We start from the raw sequence: 15,219 nt of genomic DNA, 5'->3' as shown, positions 1-15,219 counted from the left end.
TTCACCGCGGCGGCGGGTCTCCCGTCGCCGCGGCGCTCCAGGCGCGGATGCCGCGCGACTGCGCCGGCCCCTGCGCGGCTTCGTCCAGGCCGTAGGCCCGGGCGAGCGCCCCCAACGCCAGCTTGAGCACGATCTTGGCGGTGCGCGCCGGCCATTGCCGCTCGCGCTCGGCCTGTTCGAGCCCTTTCAGGAAGCCGCAGATGTCGAGCAGCAGCGAGGCGAAGTCCGGCCCGACGGCATCGCTCGCGCGGGCGAGGCGCCGGCGGGCCGCAACGACGATGTCGGAATAGTCGAGCGAGGCTTCCGCGCCGCCGCGCGCCACTGGCGCCGCCCACTGGGCGCCGAGACGCGGAGAAAGCCCCGCCTGCGTGAAGTCGCGGCGGAACCGCTCGCCGGCATCCACCTCCGCCGCCGAGAGGAATGGCCGTCCCGCCGCATCGCGCCGGCTGGCGAGCCAGCGCAGCGGGCTTTCCGAGAGGTCGATCTCGACAGGGCCGTCCGGGGTCTCGATCCGCGCGCGCTCCTGATGGGCGCGGCGGAAGCGGTCGTTGTCATCGTCGGCCGTGGCGCGGGTCGCGTTCCGGCTCATGCGCGCACCTCGCCCGCGAGCACGGGGCGGACCAGCAGGAGGATGGCCTCGAGCCGCGAGACGCGCCGGTCAAAATCGGGATCGTCGCGGTCGTCCTCGACACGGCGCAGCGCGTGGCGGATCGTCGCGCGGTCGCGCCCGAAGGCCAGCGACAGGCGGCTGAGATCGTGGCCGAGCGCGACATGGGCAAGATAGATCGCCAGCTGGCGCGCGCCCGCGACCTGGGCTTCGCCCCGGCGGTCGCCGCCGATATCCGCCAGTTCGACGCCGCTGTCCCAGGCGGCCAGCGCGATGGCGATGTCGATGGTTGCCGGGCGCGCGGGAGCGCAGGGCATGCGGCTGGGTACGGGCGGCGACGGCAACGGGCGCAGCAACATGGATGAACCTCCTGAATGAGGACAATAATCCTCATATGCCGGGCGCTCAATGAGGATAAGTTTTTATTCCTCTGAACTGTCCCTATCGTGTCAGGAGGCGGAAAAGCCGAGCCGGCTCAAATGCTTCAGCATCCGATCCACAACCATTGCGAGAAAATAAAGCGCAAAAGTTGTCCCCATCATTTCACGCGAACCGATGCTCGAGCCTCGTCGAAGGAGGCTCGTCATGGACCATCCGAAGGGTTCGCATTCCCGGCAGCAGCGCCAAGGCAGGCCGGTTTCCGGCCGCATCCGGTCCTGGCGCTCGGATTCTCTTGGGACGCCCGGCGGCATTGACGGCCCGTCGGCGGCGGCCGAGCGCCTCTTTCCGTCCGCCGGAAGCGGGGAGGGGCCGCGCCTCGCACGCGCGCTCCGGCGCGAGCGTGTGCTCGGCGCGGGCGAGGGGGCGGGCTACGATCTGGCGCGGCATGCTGCCCTCGTGCGAGCGCTCGCGCGTCGGCCGCCGGGCAGAAAACGGCCGGACAAAGAGAATGCGCCGGGCAAAGAAAAAGCGCCGCGCGAATGACCGCGCGGCGCCTCTTGTCCCGTGCCGTGTCGGCTGGGCTTAGCGGCCCTTGCTCCGGCGGCGCTGCTGGCCGAGGCCCATCTGCTTGGCGAGCTGCGAGCGGGCGGCGGCATAGTTCGGGGCCACCATCGGATAGTCGGCCGGCAGGCCCCACTTCTCGCGGTAATCCTCCGGCGAGAGGTTGTACTGGGTGCGCAGATGCCGCTTCAGCGACTTGAACTTCTTGCCGTCCTCGAGGCAGACGATGTAGTCGGGCGTGATCGACTTCTTGATCGGCACGACCGGCTTCAGCGGCTCGGCCGGAACCTCGACCTTGCCAGTCGTGACATTGAGCAGGGCGTTGTGGACGCTGTTGATCAGGCCCGGCAGGTCATTGGCGGAAACCGAATTGTTGCTGACGTAAGCCGAGACAATATCGGCGGCGAGCTCGATATAGTTGTTGGCGTTCGACGAGTCGGCCATGGTCCGGAAATCCTCTGACAGGCGGCCTTCTGAAGAGGCCGCGACACTTGAGCGATCAGCTCGATTTGCTGAATTCGACGCTGGCCCGAGCGGCATCACCCAGAGGCGGTGCGACTCGGAAAACCGTCTGTGCGAGGCAGATACTGCCGTTGAACTGGACTTGCAAGGCCATTCACATGAGCGGAAAGTAAAAATGATGCTGTATGCCGAGTTGTGATGCAGGCCATTGTGCATTTTTCGTTTCACAGTTTCCGAAAACGTGCGGCTTGAAACGATTTGCAACCATAGTTCTCTGCGGTAGCTGCGACTTGTATGCCAGTTGCCGCCATTGCGCTGGCATCGGCGTGCCCTTAACTGACGGGCTCCATGCGGCACTCTGACAAGGCCGCCGCGCGGCCTCGCCGTTCTGCCACGGACTGAAAGCCGTTTCCCGATAGCGCCGGATACCCCTTCATGCGTCTCGATCCCGCCGCCGCAGTCCCGCCCGCCGCCGAGCGCCGTGTCCAGCAGATGACAGTTCACGGCACCGAACTGTCCGACGAATTCCACTGGATGCGCGCGGCGAACTGGCAGGAGGCGCTTCGCGACCCGGCGGTCCTGCCGGCCGACATCCGGGCGCATCTCCTCGCCGAGAATGCCTATTCCGACGCCGTGCTGGCGCCGGTCAAGCCGCTGATCGAGGCGATGGTCGGCGAGATGCGCGGCCGCATCAAGGAAGACGATGCATCGGTGCCCTCGCCCGACGGGCCGTGGGAATATTTCGAGAGCTATCGCGAGGGCGGACAGCATCCGCTGGTCAGCCGCCGCCCGCGCGGCGGCGGCGCCGACCAGATCATGCTCGACGGCGACGCGCTGGCCGAGGGCCGGCCGTTCTTCGATCTCGGCGGCGCGGTCCACAGCCCCGACCATCGGCTGCTGGCCTGGAGCCACGACGACAAGGGATCGGAATTCTTCACGCTGAAGGTGCGCGATCTCGCGGCGGGAGAGGATCTGGCCGATGAACTCGCCGAGACCGGTGGCGACGCGGTCTGGTCGAGCGACGCCTCTCGCCTGTTCTACATCCGCCTCGACGACAACCATCGTCCCCTGAAGATCTTCCGCCACGCCCTCGGCACGCCGCAGGCGGCGGACGCGCTGGTCTTCGAGGAGACCGACACGACGGTCTTCGTCGGCATGGGCGAGACGACGGCCGGCGGCCTCGCGATCATTTCGGGCGCACAGAGCGATTCCACCGAGACCTGGGTGCTGGACCTTGCGGATGCGAGCGCCAGGCCGCGCCTGATCCTGCCGCGCGCGGACGACGTGAAGTCCTATCCCGACTACCACCCGGGCTGGCAGGGGCGGCCGACGCTGTTCATCCGCACCAATGACGAGGCCGAGGACTACCGCATCGTCGCGGCGCCTCTCGCAGACCCGGTTAAGGCCAACTGGACCGAGATCGTGCCGCACCGGCCGGGTGTGCTGGTGCTGTCCGCGACGGTCCTCAGGGACTGGCTGGTGCGTCTAGAACGCGAGAACGCCCTGCCGCGCATCGTCATCCGCAATCTGACGAGCGGCGAGGAACATGCCATCGCCTTCGACGAGGAAGCCTATTCGCTCGGCGTCATCTCGGGCTACGAGTTCGACACCGACACGCTGCGCTTCGTCTATTCCTCGATGACCACGCCGAACGAGACGTGGGACTACGACATGCGCGCCCGCACGCGCACGCTCAGGAAGCGCCAGGAAGTGCCCTCCGGCCACGACCCGGAAGCCTATGTCACCCGCCGCCTGATGGCGCCCGCGCCCGATGGCGAGACCGTGCCGGTGTCGCTGGTCTATGCGAAGGGAACGCCGCTCGACGGCACCGCGCCGGTTCTGCTCTACGGCTACGGCTCCTACGGCCATTCCCTGCCGGCATCCTTCTCGACCGCCCGGCTGTCGCTGGTCGACCGCGGCTTCGTCTACGCCATCGCCCATGTCCGCGGCGGCATGGAGAAGGGCTATCGCTGGTACCGGACGGGCAAGCGCGAATACAAGGTCAACACGTTCTCCGACTTCATCGCGGCCGCCGAGCACCTGATCGCCAAGGGCTTCACCGCCAAGGGCCGCATTGTCGCGCAGGGCGGTTCGGCCGGCGGCATGCTGATGGGCGCGGTCGCCAACATGCGCCCCGAACTGTTCGCCGGCATCCTTGCGGAGGTGCCCTTCGTCGACGTGATCAACACCATGCTCGACGACACCCTGCCGCTGACCCCGCCGGAGTGGCGCGAATGGGGCAATCCGATCGCGGATGCCGAGGCTTTCAGGCGGATGCTGGCCTATTCGCCCTACGACAATGTCGCGGCCCAGGCCTATCCGCCGATCCTCGCGCTCGGCGGCGTCTCGGACCCGCGCGTCACCTATTGGGAGCCCGCCAAATGGGCGGCGAGGCTGCGCGCGGCCAAGACCGACGCCAATCCCGTGCTGCTGGTCACCAACATGGATGCCGGCCATGGCGGCGCGGCCGGCCGCTTCGACCGGCTCGCCGAGGTGGCGCGCTCCTATGCCTTCGCCGTGGCGGTGACGGGCGCGCCGGAGAAGCTCGCCTAGCTCCGCCGCCGCCCGCCGACGCGCAGCGACAGGAGGACGTGCGCGACGCCGGCGAGGCCGAGCGCCAGCGTGGCGACGCCGATGGCCGGCGTCCCGCCGATGGCCTTGGCGAAGCCCGCCACCGCCGATCCGAAGGCGGCGCCGATATACATGCAGGCGGCGTTCAGGGAGAGCAGGACCTGCGTGCGGGCGGGATCGAGCGCGACGAGCCGCGCCTGTTGCGAGACGCCGATGGACCAGCCGAGCAGGCCCCACATGAACAAGAGGAAACCGCCGAGCCAGGCATCCCAGGCGAGGAAGCACAGCGCCGCCATGAACGGCAGCGGCCCGGTGGCGGAGAGCAGCAGCGTGCGCCCCGCGCCGATCCGGTCGACCAGGAAACCGCCCAGAACGTTGCCGGCGACCGAACCGATCCCGTAGACGATCAGCAGCGTGCCGACGATGCCGGCGCCGCCGCCGGTCCGTTCCTCGATGATCGGCGCAAGGAATGTGTAGGGAATCCAGGCCGCGCCCATCACCGTCAGCGTCACCGATACGGCCAGCGCCAGCCGGGGATCGGCCATGGCGCGGAACAGGTCGCCAAGCGTGGCAGGCGCGACGGCGATGCGCGCGGGCACGCGCAGCGCGAGCGCGATCGCCATCAAGACTCCCGCCACGGCTATGCCATGGAACAGCCAGGGCCAGCCGATGGTGAAGCCGATGGAACTGGCGGCGGGAATGCCGATGACCTGCGAGATGGTCAGGCCGGCATAGACGGTGGCCAGCGCCCGGCCGCGCATGGCGGGCGCGACGGTGGCCATGGCGACGCCGGCCGCCGTCGGCGAATAGATGCCGGCGCCACAGGCGAGCACGACCCGGCCGGCATAGAGCAGGACCGGGGAGGTGGCGATCGCCGTCAGCAGCGCGCCCAGGGAGAGCAGCACCATGCCGAAGACGAGAACGGTGCGGCGGTCGAAGCGCCCGGTGAGCGAGGTGCCAAGCGGCGAGCCTATGGCATAGGCGAGCGCATAGGCGCTGACGATCCAGCCCGCGCCGACCGGCGTCAGCGCGAGGTCGCGCGTCATGGGCGAGATGACGCCGATGACGCTGAAAGCGCCGAAACCGACGATCAGCGTGCCGACGGAGAGCAGAACGAGAAGGGGCATGCCATTTCAGGGTTCGGGACGGGAGGCGCACCCTATACGAGCAGATGCCCGCTCACGATCTTGTCGCTGGTCATAGCGGCTGCCTGCCCGCAACATGGCAGGACAGGCAGGGGGCGTCATGGCTGCGATGCGGTGGACACGGCGGCTGGCGGTCGGGCTTGGACTGGCGGCGCCGTCGCTGGCCTTACCCTCTCCGACTTGGGCCCAGCGGCGCGAGCCCGTGGACGTTGAACTGGCGCTGGCGGCGGATGGCTCCGGCTCCATCGACGACGACGAGCTGAGGCTCCAGCGCGAGGGCTATGCGGCCGCGCTCGCCGCGCCTGAAGTGCTCTCGGCCATCCGCAACGGCACGCATGGCTCCCTCGCGGTGATCTATACGGAATGGGGCGGGCCGCACTCCCAGCATGTCATCGCCGACTGGGCTCTGATCCGCGACGAGGCCAGCGCCCGCGCCTTCGGCGAAAAGCTCATCACAAGCCCGTGCGCGGCGCGGGGCTACAATTCCATTTCGGCGGCCATCGACTTCTGCGTCAACCTGATCGAGACCAATGCCTATGCGGGCCTCAGGCGGGTCATCGACGTGTCCGGCGACGGCCCGAATATCGGCGGCCGGGCCGTGGAGGCGGCGCGGGACGATGCGGTGGCCAAGGGCATCACCGTCAATGCGCTGGCCATCGTCAGGCCGGGCGGCAACGTGCCCGCCCGGCTGGGCCAGCCGCTGTCGGATTATTACCGCGACGCGGTGATCGGCGGGACCGGCGCCTTCGTGGAGGTGGCGGACGCGAACCGGTCGTTCGCGGAGGCGGTCAGGCGCAAGATCGTGACCGAGATCGCGTGAGGGGGATCATATTGAAGGGCCGTCTCACAGTACGTCATGCCCGGCCTTGTGCCGGACATGACGCGGTTAGGGCGGACCTTCGGCCTCTTCGGGTTCGACTGGCGATACACCCCTAAACGAAAAACCCCGGCTGTTAGGCCGGGGTTTCCGTCAGTCAGCAGATCCGAGCGCCTCAGGCGGTCGCCTTCTGGAACATCTCGTCCACATATTCCCAGTTCACGAGATGCTCGACGAAGGCCTTCAGATAGTCAGGGCGGCGATTGCGGTAGTCGATATAGTACGAGTGCTCCCACACGTCGCAGCCGAGGATCGGCGCGCCGCCATGAACCAGCGGGCTCTCGCCGTTCGGCGTCTTGGTGATGCCGACCTTGCCATTCTTCACTTCGAGCCAGGCCCAGCCCGAGCCGAACTGGCCGATGCCGGCCGCGACGAAGTCTTCCTTCATCTTGTCGACCGAGCCGAACGAATCGACGATCGCCTTTTCGAGGCCACCCGGGATCTTGCCGCCGCCATTCGGCTTCATCCACTTCCAGAAATGGATGTGGTTGTAGTGCTGGCCGGCATTGTTGAAGATGGCCGGGCTCTTGCCATAGGAACCCTTGACGATCTCTTCCAGGCTCTTGCCCTCGAATTCCGTGCCCTTGATGGCGTTGTTGCCGTTGTTCACATAGGCGAGGTGGTGCTTGTCGTGATGATACTCGAGCGTTTCCTTCGACATGTAGGGCTGCAGGGCATCGTGGGCGTAGGGAAGATCGTCGAGCTTGAAGGTCATGACCACTCTCCTGGTGCGACAGCCGGCGCTGTGGGGGCGCAGACCTGCCATTGCGGAACCAACACCGTCTCACATAGTCCGCCCGTTCCGACTGGGCAATTGCCCGGGCATCCCCGGGTAGGGTAGTTGCGAGAATCTGGCGACTTGCCTTTGATAGGTCGCTTTTTGTCGGCTCTGAAAAAGCCGGGAGCGGGCAAGAAGTCCCGCGGGGTGAAAGGACGTCCCATGGCCCTCATTCTTCAGGTTGTGGCCGCCGCGCTCACAGTGCTCGGCGCGGGGACGCTCTATTGGGGCACGACGCCCAGCCTCCTCAGTCTCGGCAATACGGTCATGGTGGTCGGCGCGGTCATCGCCGCGGCCGGCATCATCCTGTTCGGTCTGGCTGCTGTCCTGGGGCAGCTTGGCGTTCTGGCGGCGAAACTGGACGACCTGCGCTGGGCCGCCGGCCATGCGCCCGCCGCAGAGCCGATGGCAGCACCCGCGGGCGCCCCGGCCCACGCCGCGCTTCCCGCCGAACCGTCGCCCGACACCTCGCCGTTCTGGCGCGAGGGCCTGCCGGAGCAGCCGGCGACGGCCGCAATGGCCGTCGAGCCTCCGAGGGTCGAGGCACCCAAGGTTGAAGCGCCCAAGGTCGAAGCGCCCAAGGTCGAGGCTCCCGCAGCGGAGATTTCGCCGGCCCCGCCGTCCCGTCCCGTCGTGACGCCGCCCTCGCGCGAGAGCTTCGGCCTGCGGCCGCTTGGGACCGCTGCCGCCATCGGCGCGGCCACCGGCCTTGCCGCGGGCGTCGCCTCTGCATCGGCGGCGGCCGCATCTCCCGTCGTGCCGGCCGGCGAGAAGGCGCCGCTGCCGCCGCCGCCGGCCGAGCAGGCTGCCGGCAAGGGCGAGGAAATGCCGGAGCCGGTCAGGGTCGAGGTCGCGGAACCCGTGCTGCTCGAACCGGTCGCGGTCGAACCCGTCGTGGACGGCAGGCGCGATGTCGAGGAGGCCGAGCCGGTGGCCGAGGCTGCGGCCGTGCCGCATCTGGATGCGCTCGAAGAGCATCTCGCCCAGGCGCTCGAGGACCTGAAGGAGGAGGTGCGCGCCGCCGAGGCCGACATCGCCCCGCCCGCCGCCGACACGGAGACGAAGGCCGCCGCGCCGGAAGCCCACGACCCCATGGCCTCGCTGGAGAAACTGCTGCTCGGGGATACGCCCGCCCGGACCCCCGCTCCCGCGCCGGCCGACGAGCGCGAGCCCGGCGGCTTCATGGCGCGGCTGCGCGACACCTTCTCGCGCCCGCCCGCGCCGCCGGCGGAGGACGTGCCGGAGCCGGCCGTGGCCGACAAGGCCGGGGAGGCCGCGCCCGAGCCCGTGCCCGCCGCGCATCGTGAGGTGGAACCGGAGCCCGCCGAGCCGTCCTTCTCCATCGAGGACGAACTGGAAAAGGCGCTGAAGGCGTCGCTGGACGAGAAGCCGATCGGCGCGCCGGATGTCGGCAGCGTCAGGCCCGAACCGCCGGCCTATGCCTCACCCGGCTCGCGGCAGGCGACCGAACCCATGCCGCCGCCCGCGCCGGAACTGCGCGTGACCCCCGAGCCCGCCCTGCGGCCGGCTCCCGAGGTGACGGTGGAGCGCGCCGAGCCGGCTGGCGGCCGCGAGGACGCCATGGCTTCGCTGGTCCGCGACTTCCCGGAGCTGAACGACCTTCTCGCGCCGAAGAAGAAGGCCGTGGACCCCGCGGATTCGCTGATCGAGGATCTGAAAGGCATTTTCGAGCCGCAGGCGGGAGCCGCGCCCGCGCGCCAGGAACCGGTTGTCGTTCCGCCAGCGCCGGCGCCGGCAGCTCCCGCCCAGCCGGCCGCGCCGCTGCTGCGCGAGGGCGTCATCGCCAACATCCCGTTCCGTCTCTACGGCGACGGCACGATCGAGGCCGATCTCGAAGCGGGCACGACGCGCTTCACCTCGCTCAAGGAGTTCCGCGCCCACGTCGGGGGGTGAGAGCGGCGAGCGATGTCGGCGGCCTCGGGCCGCCGACGCATGGCCGAGGCCGCTCACACCGGCGCGGAGGCCGCCGCGTAGTCCATGTAGAGACCCTGCGCCTTGCGCGCGAAGGGGCCGGGTTGCAGCGCCCGGTCGTCGATCCGCGTCACCGGCACGACCTTGGAATAGTTGCCGGTGGAGAAAATCTCGTCCGCCGTCTCGAAATCGCCGTAGCGAAGGCTCTTCTCGACCACCTCGACGCCGGCCGCCTTGAGCAGCGCGATGGTCCGCAGGCGCGTGATGCCGGCGAGGAACGTGCCGTTCAGCGCCGGCGTGAAGACCACGCCGTCCTTGGCCATGAAGATGTTGGACGAGGCGGTTTCCGCGACATTGCCGACCATGTCGAGCACGAGGCAGTTGTCGAAGCCGCGCGAGCGCGCCTCGCGCAGGGCACGGGCGTTGTTCGGGTAGAGGCAGCCGGCCTTGGCGTCGGTCGGCGCATTCTCCGGGGTTGGCCGGCGGAATTTCGACAGGGTGACGGACATGCCGCCGCCCTGGCCCATCGGCGCCTCGTAGAGGCAGAGCAGGAAGCGCGTGCTCTCCGGGTCCGGCAGGATGGCGCTGGGCCCATCGGCCTCGCCCCAGTACATCGGGCGCACGTAGAGCGCGGTCTTTCCGTCGAACTTCCTCGCGCCTTCGCGCGCGAGGCCGACGATCTCCTCGACGCCCATCGTCGCCTTCAGGCCTAGCGCGCCGGCCGAGCGGTTGAGCCGCGCCGCGTGCAGGTCCATGTCGGGCATCCGGCCGTCGAAGACCCGCGCGCCGTCAAAGACGTTGGAGCCCTGCCAGAAGGAATGGCTGCGCGGCCCAAGGAGGGGCGGATTGCCTTCCAGCCATTCGCCATCGACATAGGTCCAGGTCTTCGACCAGGTGGGCATGAGTTTCTCCCGCATTGTTTGGCGGCAAATCTAGCGCCGCCGCGCCCGCCGTCATCATCAAATGTGCTGATCGGCAGCTTCAGGCACAGCGATGGTTGCGCCGCGCCGGAACCGCGCGGAGACTGCGCCGGCGGGAGGAACCCATGGCCGCCAACACTTTCATGTTCGACGCCTACGGCACGCTGTTCGATGTCCATTCTGCGGTGCGCGAGGCCGGCTCCTCGCTCGGCGCGCTGGCCGAACCGGTGTCCCAGCTCTGGCGCACCAAGCAGCTCGAATATTCCTGGACGCTGACGCTGATGCAGGGCTTCGACGACTTCTGGGCGCTGACCGAGCGCGGCCTCGATTTCGCGCTCGCCCGCTACGGCGTCGCCGATCCCGCGCTGAAGACCGCGCTCATGAATGCCTACCAGACGCTCGGCGCCTATCCCGATGTCGCCCCCGCTCTGGCCCGCCTCAAGGCGGCCGGCAAGACGACGGCGGTCTTCACCAACGGCACGAAGACGATGGTCGACGCCGCCATCGCCGCCGCCGGCATCGGCTCACTGCTCGACCATGTGGTGACCGTCGAGGAGGCGCTTGCCTACAAGCCTTTGCCGGCGGTCTATCACCACGCCATGACGAAAGTGGGCATCGGCGCGCCGCACGAGATCGTCTTCGTCTCGTCCAATCGCTGGGACATAGCGGGCGCCGCGAGCTTCGGCATGGTGCCGGTCTGGATCAACCGGACGGGCATGCCGAACGAATATCCGGGTCGCGATCCCGTCGCGGCGCTGCCCGATCTCTCCGGTCTCGCCACGGCCTTCCTCGGAGGCTGACAAGGGATCGTCAGGCGGCGAGCGCCCTGATCGCATCCTTGCGGATCCGGTCGATCATCGAGCGCACGCCGTTGGAACGCTGCGGCGTCAGGTGCTGCTCGAAGCCGAAGGAGCGGAACAGGTCGAAGGCGTCGTGATCGACGATCCAGCGCGCGCGCTGGCCCGAATAATAGGCGAGGGTGACCGCCACCAGACCCTTGACGATATGGGCGTCGCTCTCGCCCTCGAAGCTGACGACGGCGTCGGGGCCGGGGTCGCGGACATGGGTGACGAGCCAGACATTGCTGGCGCAGCCGCGCACGCGATTGTCCTCGTTGCGCTGGTCCGGCCGCAGGGCGGGCAACTGCTTGCCGAGTTCGATCACGTAGCGGTAGCGCTCCTCCCAGTCGTCGATCAGGGCGAAGGCGTCGGTGATCTCGTCGATGGGCGGGACGATGGTGTCGGTCATGAGCCCGATATAAGCCGCGGTCGGCCCGAAACAAAGCCGGGACGGTCGGTTTGTCGCGGTGTCACGCCGGCCGGCGCGGCGGCAGCGGCGCGCGGCGCGGCGCATTGCCGGCGGGAGCCGCGACGCCGCCGAAGGGCGTCGCGAGGTCGGCCGGGGTCAGCGTGTCTCGGCTAGCCGAGCCGGTGGCGGGCGCGCGATGGTCCGTCGTCGGCGCGACGACCGCGCGGATCAGTTCGCGCTGGGCCGTCTCGCCGATGGCCGCAGCCCCCCGGGCGCAGGTCTCGACATGGGAGCGGCAGAGCGCGGCGGCGGCCTCGATCGCCGCACCCGCGAGGGTTTCGGTACCCGGCGTCTGGGCGGCGCTGGCAGCCGTCCGCCCGCCCGCCGGAGGCGGCGAGTTGTCGGGGAGCAGGAGGAACACGAGGCCGAGCCAGAAGGCGGCCTTGAAGAGAAAGCGCATGACGCCGTTTCCGGTCTTGTCGAACCCTGTGCCGGGCAGTCTTGCCGCCTCGACGGGCGCTGCTCCGGTCGTGCCGATCATCCCGCGAGGCCATGAACAGGGCCTTGGCGAACAAGGTGAATCCGCCGCAAACCCGCATGCAATTGAATTAAGGTTTACGCGAATTGTAACGATCGCCCTCGCCCGGCCGGCGCCGACCCCAGCCCTGGCTAAGCCTTCGTTCACCATGCCGGGCAAAACGCCGCCGGGCGGCTGAACCGGCCCGGGAGCCAGACCCGACTTAGGGTTTCCTTCACGGCCGGGTGCGATCCTCTCGGCATTCAGAACGGCGTCGGCCGCGAATGGGGTGAGTGCGTTGCGTGAAAGCGCGTTGATCGGTTCGGTGAGATCGTACCTCGACGGCCTGGTCCACCCGGCCGCGACGGTCGATCCCGTCGTGTTCACGCGCCATCGCGCCTTTATCGCCACGCGCCTGATGCCGGGCCTGATCGCGCTGTCCGCCCTGCCGCTCTATCTCGCCTTCCAGGGCGTGCCGGGGCCGCTGGAGGCGATCACCTTCGGCTGGCTGGTCCTGCCCATCGCGATTGCCTTCTACCTGTCGCGCACCGGCCGCTACGACAATGCGCACCTGTTCTCGGCGGCGGCGCTCACGGGCATCGTCGCGCTGGTCGCCGCGCTGTCCGGCGGCGTCACCTCCTTCGTGGTGGTCTGGTTCGCGCTGGTTCCGGCGGAGGCCGTGCTGTCGGGCTCGCGCAAGGTCGTGGCCGCCTCCGGCGCCATGGTCGTCGGCGCGGTCGGCGTCATCGGTTTCTTCGGCCTGTGGGATCTGCTGCCGGTCTCGCGCATCAGCGCGCGTACGGTCGAACTCGCGGCCTTCGTTTCGCTCGCCTCGGCGGTGATCTACGCGCTCGGCCTGGCGCTTTCGGCCGCCATGGTCAGCCGCGCCGGCGAGGAGGTCCATTCCATCGGCGAGCGGCGCTATCGCCTGCTGGCCGAGCACATGACCGACCTGATCACCCGCCATGCCCGCAACGGCGCGGTGACCTTCGCTTCGCCCGCCGCCGACCGCATCGCCGGCGTGCCGCCCTTCGCCCTGCATGGACAGGGTCTGTTCGACCGCGTCCATGTCGCGGACCGCCCGGCCTATCTCAATGCCGTGTCGATGGCCTCGGCGCGCGGCGTCGAGGCCTCCGTCGAGTTCCGCCTGCGCCGCGAACAGGCCGAGGGCGGCGATCCCGCCTTCGTCTGGGTGGAGATGCGCTGCCGGCCGCTCGCCGGCCAGGCCGGCGACGAATTGCAGGTCGTCTCGGTGCTGCGCGACGTCACCGACCGCAAGGCCACCGAGGCCGCCGTCGAGGCCGCCCGCGAGGAGGCCGACCGCGCCAACGAGGCGCGCGGCCGGTTCCTCGCCAATGTCAGCCACGAACTGCGCACGCCGCTCAACGCCATCAACGGCTTTTCCGAGATGCTGATGCAGGAGGAGGCCATGCGCCTCGACCTCGCGCGGCGCCGGGAATATGCGACGCTGATCCGCGATTCCGGCGAGCATCTGCTCAACCTCGTCAATTCGATCCTCGACATGTCGAAGATCGAGAGCGGCCATTTCGAGATCACGCCCGAGCCCTTCGCCCTGCCGGAACTGGTGACCCAGTGCGCGCAGATGATGCAGCTCAAGGCGTCGGACGGCGGCATCGCGCTGGTGACGGATGCGGCGGCCGACCTGCCGGAGATCGTCGGCGACAAGCGCGCCTACCGGCAGATCCTGCTGAACCTTCTGTCGAACGCCATCAAGTTCTCCAAGGCCGGCGGCACGGTGACCATCAGCCTGCGCCGCGACGGCTCGTGGCTCGGCCTCTCGGTCGCCGATACCGGCATCGGCATCGCGGCCAACGATCTGCCGCGCCTCGGCTCGCCCTTCTTCCAGGCGCGCGCCTCCTATGACCGCCCCTATGAGGGCACCGGCCTCGGCCTCTCCGTGGTGAAGGGCCTCGCCGAATTGCATGGCGGCCGCATCGAGATCACCTCGGCGGTCGGGCAGGGCACGCGCGTCACCGCGCGCATGCCGCTGGACTGCGAACAGCATCGCAATGTGGTGGAGCGCCTGCCGGTCGGCCGGACGCTCCCGTCGCAAGGGACGGCGACGATGGTCCAGGAGGGACGGAAAATTGCGTGACGACGGTTATCACGATGATCGCCGCGCCCGCCGGGGCCGCGCTGTCGAGGACGATTTCGATCGCATGGACGAGCGGGACGAGAAGCCCTCGTTCTGGCGCGGCCTGATCGGGCGCAATCTCGGCGACACCATCGCGGTGTCGCTGGCCGGCCTGATCGCGGTCGGCATCGGCGTCAACGCGCTGGTGCGCCAGAATGGCCCGCATCCCGCCCCGCTTTTCGCTACCGCGGTGATCCGACCGGCGGCGGCCGCCGTGCCGGTGCCGGCCGCGCGGCCCGCCGATGTCCAGACCACCGCGACGGTGACGCCGGCCGCGCCGACCCTCGCCAGCGCGGCGAGCGCGCCGGCGCAGGCCCGGCCGCGCAACGAGGTCGTCGCCGACATCCAGCGCGAACTGACCCGCCGCCGCATTTATGACGGCGCGATCGACGGCCTGACCGGGCCCAAGACCGACGCCGCCATCCGCAAATACGAGCAGCAGGCGGGCCTGCGCCAGACCGGCGAGGCGAGCGAGGCCGTGCTCGGCCACATGCGCCGCCCGGCGCAGCGGACGCCCGCCGCCCAGCAGGCGGCTCCCGCGCGTCCGGCCGAGCCGCAGACCATCGGCCAGTTGCTTGAACGCGACCAGCGCCCGCAGGCTGCCCGCCCGGCGCCGCCGGCCCGCCCCGCCGGCCCGCAATCGATCGGCGACCTGATCACGGCGGACACCCGGCCCGCGACCCAGCGCACGCGCTGAACCGCCGTGGCGCGGCTCACGTCGGAGTTCTGGGTCGCCGCCTTCATCCGGCGCGTCAATCTCGAAGGCGGCTTCGCGACCCTGCGCAAGCGCGGCGCGGCGGAGGCCGGCGCCATCGCGGTGACGGTTTCCCGCGCGAGCGATCGGCTGGTCGCGCTCTACCTGCAGGCGCCGCAGACGGCCTTCGGCGAGGAACGGCCGGTGGACCGGCTGTTCGTGCCGGCATGGCCGGACGTCTTCGTCGAGGAGATGAAGGTCGCCGAGAAGCTGACGCGCGAGCAGAAATTCGACCCGGACCTCTGGATCGTCGATGTCGACGACCGCGACGGCCGTCCTTTCGTGGAAATCGCGGCGACGTAGAGCGTTTT

General features: G+C 69.3%; 17 protein-coding genes. 9 read left to right on the top strand and 8 right to left on the bottom strand.

The features are described from left to right. Position 1 precedes the first annotated feature (1 nt). Positions 2-589, bottom strand: a complete 588-nt coding sequence (locus tag JNK84_RS06805) for a DUF6456 domain-containing protein (RefSeq protein WP_293421916.1) — start codon at positions 587-589, stop codon at positions 2-4. Beyond that, complete coding sequence (locus JNK84_RS06800) at positions 586-966, bottom strand: helix-turn-helix domain-containing protein (RefSeq protein WP_293421913.1); 381 nt, start codon at positions 964-966, stop codon at positions 586-588. The genes JNK84_RS06805 and JNK84_RS06800 overlap by 4 nt, the downstream gene beginning before the upstream one ends. A 226-nt stretch (positions 967-1,192) precedes the next feature. On the opposite strand from JNK84_RS06800, the gene JNK84_RS06795 reads away from it, so the two are divergent. After that, the gene (locus JNK84_RS06795) at positions 1,193-1,531 is read left to right on the top strand and encodes a hypothetical protein (protein WP_293421910.1); all 339 of its coding nucleotides are present in this window, start codon (positions 1,193-1,195) and stop codon (positions 1,529-1,531) included. 39 nt (positions 1,532-1,570) lie between these two features. On the opposite strand, the gene JNK84_RS06790 is transcribed toward JNK84_RS06795, so the two are convergent. After that, positions 1,571-1,993 carry a MucR family transcriptional regulator gene (locus JNK84_RS06790; RefSeq protein WP_293421907.1) on the bottom strand — a complete coding sequence of 141 codons (423 nt, stop codon included), beginning with the start codon at positions 1,991-1,993 and terminating at the stop codon, positions 1,571-1,573. Between the two features lie 453 nt (positions 1,994-2,446). Here JNK84_RS06790 and JNK84_RS06785 point away from each other — a divergent pair, with 453 nt between their 5' ends. Further along, positions 2,447-4,564, top strand: coding sequence for a S9 family peptidase (locus JNK84_RS06785; protein ID WP_293421904.1), 2,118 nt, complete (start codon positions 2,447-2,449; stop codon positions 4,562-4,564). On the opposite strand, the gene JNK84_RS06780 is transcribed toward JNK84_RS06785, so the two are convergent. Continuing rightward, a complete protein-coding gene (locus tag JNK84_RS06780; protein ID WP_293421901.1) occupies positions 4,561-5,709 on the bottom strand; it encodes an MFS transporter in 1,149 nt (382 codons plus the stop codon). The two genes, JNK84_RS06785 and JNK84_RS06780, sit on opposite strands and share 4 nt — an antisense overlap. A gap of 220 nt (positions 5,710-5,929) precedes the next feature. On the opposite strand from JNK84_RS06780, the gene JNK84_RS06775 reads away from it, so the two are divergent. After that, positions 5,930-6,547 carry a DUF1194 domain-containing protein gene (locus tag JNK84_RS06775; protein WP_293421898.1) on the top strand — a complete coding sequence of 206 codons (618 nt, stop codon included), beginning with the start codon at positions 5,930-5,932 and terminating at the stop codon, positions 6,545-6,547. A 172-nt stretch (positions 6,548-6,719) separates the two neighbouring features. Here the strand turns inward: JNK84_RS06775 and JNK84_RS06770 are convergent, their stop codons facing one another. Beyond that, positions 6,720-7,319: a superoxide dismutase gene (locus JNK84_RS06770; protein ID WP_293421895.1), complete on the bottom strand. Its 600-nt coding sequence runs from the start codon at positions 7,317-7,319 to the stop codon at positions 6,720-6,722. 225 nt (positions 7,320-7,544) lie between these two features. Between JNK84_RS06770 and JNK84_RS06765 the strand changes: the two genes are divergently transcribed. After that, positions 7,545-9,296 (top strand): hypothetical protein, encoded by a 1,752-nt coding sequence (locus tag JNK84_RS06765; RefSeq protein ID WP_293421892.1) that lies wholly within the window; start codon positions 7,545-7,547, stop codon positions 9,294-9,296. Positions 9,297-9,349: 53 nt separating this feature from the next. Here JNK84_RS06765 and JNK84_RS06760 read toward each other — a convergent pair whose 3' ends face one another. Then, positions 9,350-10,216 carry a branched-chain amino acid aminotransferase gene (locus JNK84_RS06760; RefSeq protein ID WP_293421889.1) on the bottom strand — a complete coding sequence of 289 codons (867 nt, stop codon included), beginning with the start codon at positions 10,214-10,216 and terminating at the stop codon, positions 9,350-9,352. Between the two features lie 143 nt (positions 10,217-10,359). Here JNK84_RS06760 and JNK84_RS06755 point away from each other — a divergent pair, with 143 nt between their 5' ends. Continuing rightward, complete coding sequence (locus tag JNK84_RS06755) at positions 10,360-11,034, top strand: haloacid dehalogenase type II (RefSeq protein ID WP_293421886.1); 675 nt, start codon at positions 10,360-10,362, stop codon at positions 11,032-11,034. A gap of 10 nt (positions 11,035-11,044) precedes the next feature. Here the strand turns inward: JNK84_RS06755 and JNK84_RS06750 are convergent, their stop codons facing one another. Further along, positions 11,045-11,482, bottom strand: coding sequence for a SufE family protein (locus tag JNK84_RS06750; protein ID WP_293421883.1), 438 nt, complete (start codon positions 11,480-11,482; stop codon positions 11,045-11,047). Between the two features lie 61 nt (positions 11,483-11,543). Continuing rightward, positions 11,544-11,942 carry a hypothetical protein gene (locus JNK84_RS06745; protein WP_293421880.1) on the bottom strand — a complete coding sequence of 133 codons (399 nt, stop codon included), beginning with the start codon at positions 11,940-11,942 and terminating at the stop codon, positions 11,544-11,546. Here JNK84_RS06745 and JNK84_RS06740 point away from each other — a divergent pair. The 4 genes from JNK84_RS06740 to JNK84_RS06725 all read left to right on the top strand — a co-directional run bounded on the left by JNK84_RS06740 (position 11,941) and on the right by JNK84_RS06725 (position 15,211). Further along, positions 11,941-12,198 carry a hypothetical protein gene (locus tag JNK84_RS06740; protein ID WP_293421877.1) on the top strand — a complete coding sequence of 86 codons (258 nt, stop codon included), beginning with the start codon at positions 11,941-11,943 and terminating at the stop codon, positions 12,196-12,198. The genes JNK84_RS06745 and JNK84_RS06740 overlap by 2 nt on opposite strands. 126 nt (positions 12,199-12,324) lie before the next feature. Continuing rightward, the gene (locus JNK84_RS06735; protein WP_293421874.1) at positions 12,325-14,115 is read left to right on the top strand and encodes a PAS domain-containing sensor histidine kinase; all 1,791 of its coding nucleotides are present in this window, start codon (positions 12,325-12,327) and stop codon (positions 14,113-14,115) included. Further along, complete coding sequence (locus JNK84_RS06730) at positions 14,108-14,851, top strand: peptidoglycan-binding domain-containing protein (RefSeq protein WP_293421871.1); 744 nt, start codon at positions 14,108-14,110, stop codon at positions 14,849-14,851. The genes JNK84_RS06735 and JNK84_RS06730 overlap by 8 nt, the downstream gene beginning before the upstream one ends. Positions 14,852-14,857: 6 nt before the next feature. Beyond that, positions 14,858-15,211, top strand: a complete 354-nt coding sequence (locus tag JNK84_RS06725) for a DUF1491 family protein (protein WP_293421869.1) — start codon at positions 14,858-14,860, stop codon at positions 15,209-15,211. Positions 15,212-15,219 lie beyond the last annotated feature (8 nt).

The sequence above is a fragment of the Phreatobacter sp. genome, from assembly GCF_016793595.1.
GTDB lineage: Bacteria > Pseudomonadota > Alphaproteobacteria > Rhizobiales > Phreatobacteraceae > Phreatobacter.
The sequence above is the reverse complement of the archived record's forward strand: the minus strand, read 5'-3'. Positions and strand labels throughout refer to the sequence as shown.

Bases quoted from the DNA above. Each gene is read 5' to 3' on its own strand.
- JNK84_RS06805 (WP_293421916.1), bottom strand. From the start codon at position 589: ATGAGCCGGAACGCGACCCGCGCCACGGCCGACGATGACAACGACCGC.
- JNK84_RS06800 (WP_293421913.1), bottom strand. From the start codon at position 966: ATGTTGCTGCGCCCGTTGCCGTCGCCGCCCGTACCCAGCCGCATGCCC.
- JNK84_RS06795 (WP_293421910.1), top strand. From the start codon at position 1,193: ATGGACCATCCGAAGGGTTCGCATTCCCGGCAGCAGCGCCAAGGCAGG.
- JNK84_RS06790 (WP_293421907.1), bottom strand. From the start codon at position 1,993: ATGGCCGACTCGTCGAACGCCAACAACTATATCGAGCTCGCCGCCGAT.
- JNK84_RS06785 (WP_293421904.1), top strand. From the start codon at position 2,447: ATGCGTCTCGATCCCGCCGCCGCAGTCCCGCCCGCCGCCGAGCGCCGT.
- JNK84_RS06780 (WP_293421901.1), bottom strand. From the start codon at position 5,709: ATGCCCCTTCTCGTTCTGCTCTCCGTCGGCACGCTGATCGTCGGTTTC.
- JNK84_RS06770 (WP_293421895.1), bottom strand. From the start codon at position 7,319: ATGACCTTCAAGCTCGACGATCTTCCCTACGCCCACGATGCCCTGCAG.
- JNK84_RS06765 (WP_293421892.1), top strand. From the start codon at position 7,545: ATGGCCCTCATTCTTCAGGTTGTGGCCGCCGCGCTCACAGTGCTCGGC.
- JNK84_RS06760 (WP_293421889.1), bottom strand. From the start codon at position 10,216: ATGCCCACCTGGTCGAAGACCTGGACCTATGTCGATGGCGAATGGCTG.
- JNK84_RS06755 (WP_293421886.1), top strand. From the start codon at position 10,360: ATGGCCGCCAACACTTTCATGTTCGACGCCTACGGCACGCTGTTCGAT.
- JNK84_RS06750 (WP_293421883.1), bottom strand. From the start codon at position 11,482: ATGACCGACACCATCGTCCCGCCCATCGACGAGATCACCGACGCCTTC.
- JNK84_RS06740 (WP_293421877.1), top strand. From the start codon at position 11,941: ATGACGCCGTTTCCGGTCTTGTCGAACCCTGTGCCGGGCAGTCTTGCC.
- JNK84_RS06745 (WP_293421880.1), bottom strand. From the start codon at position 11,942: ATGCGCTTTCTCTTCAAGGCCGCCTTCTGGCTCGGCCTCGTGTTCCTC.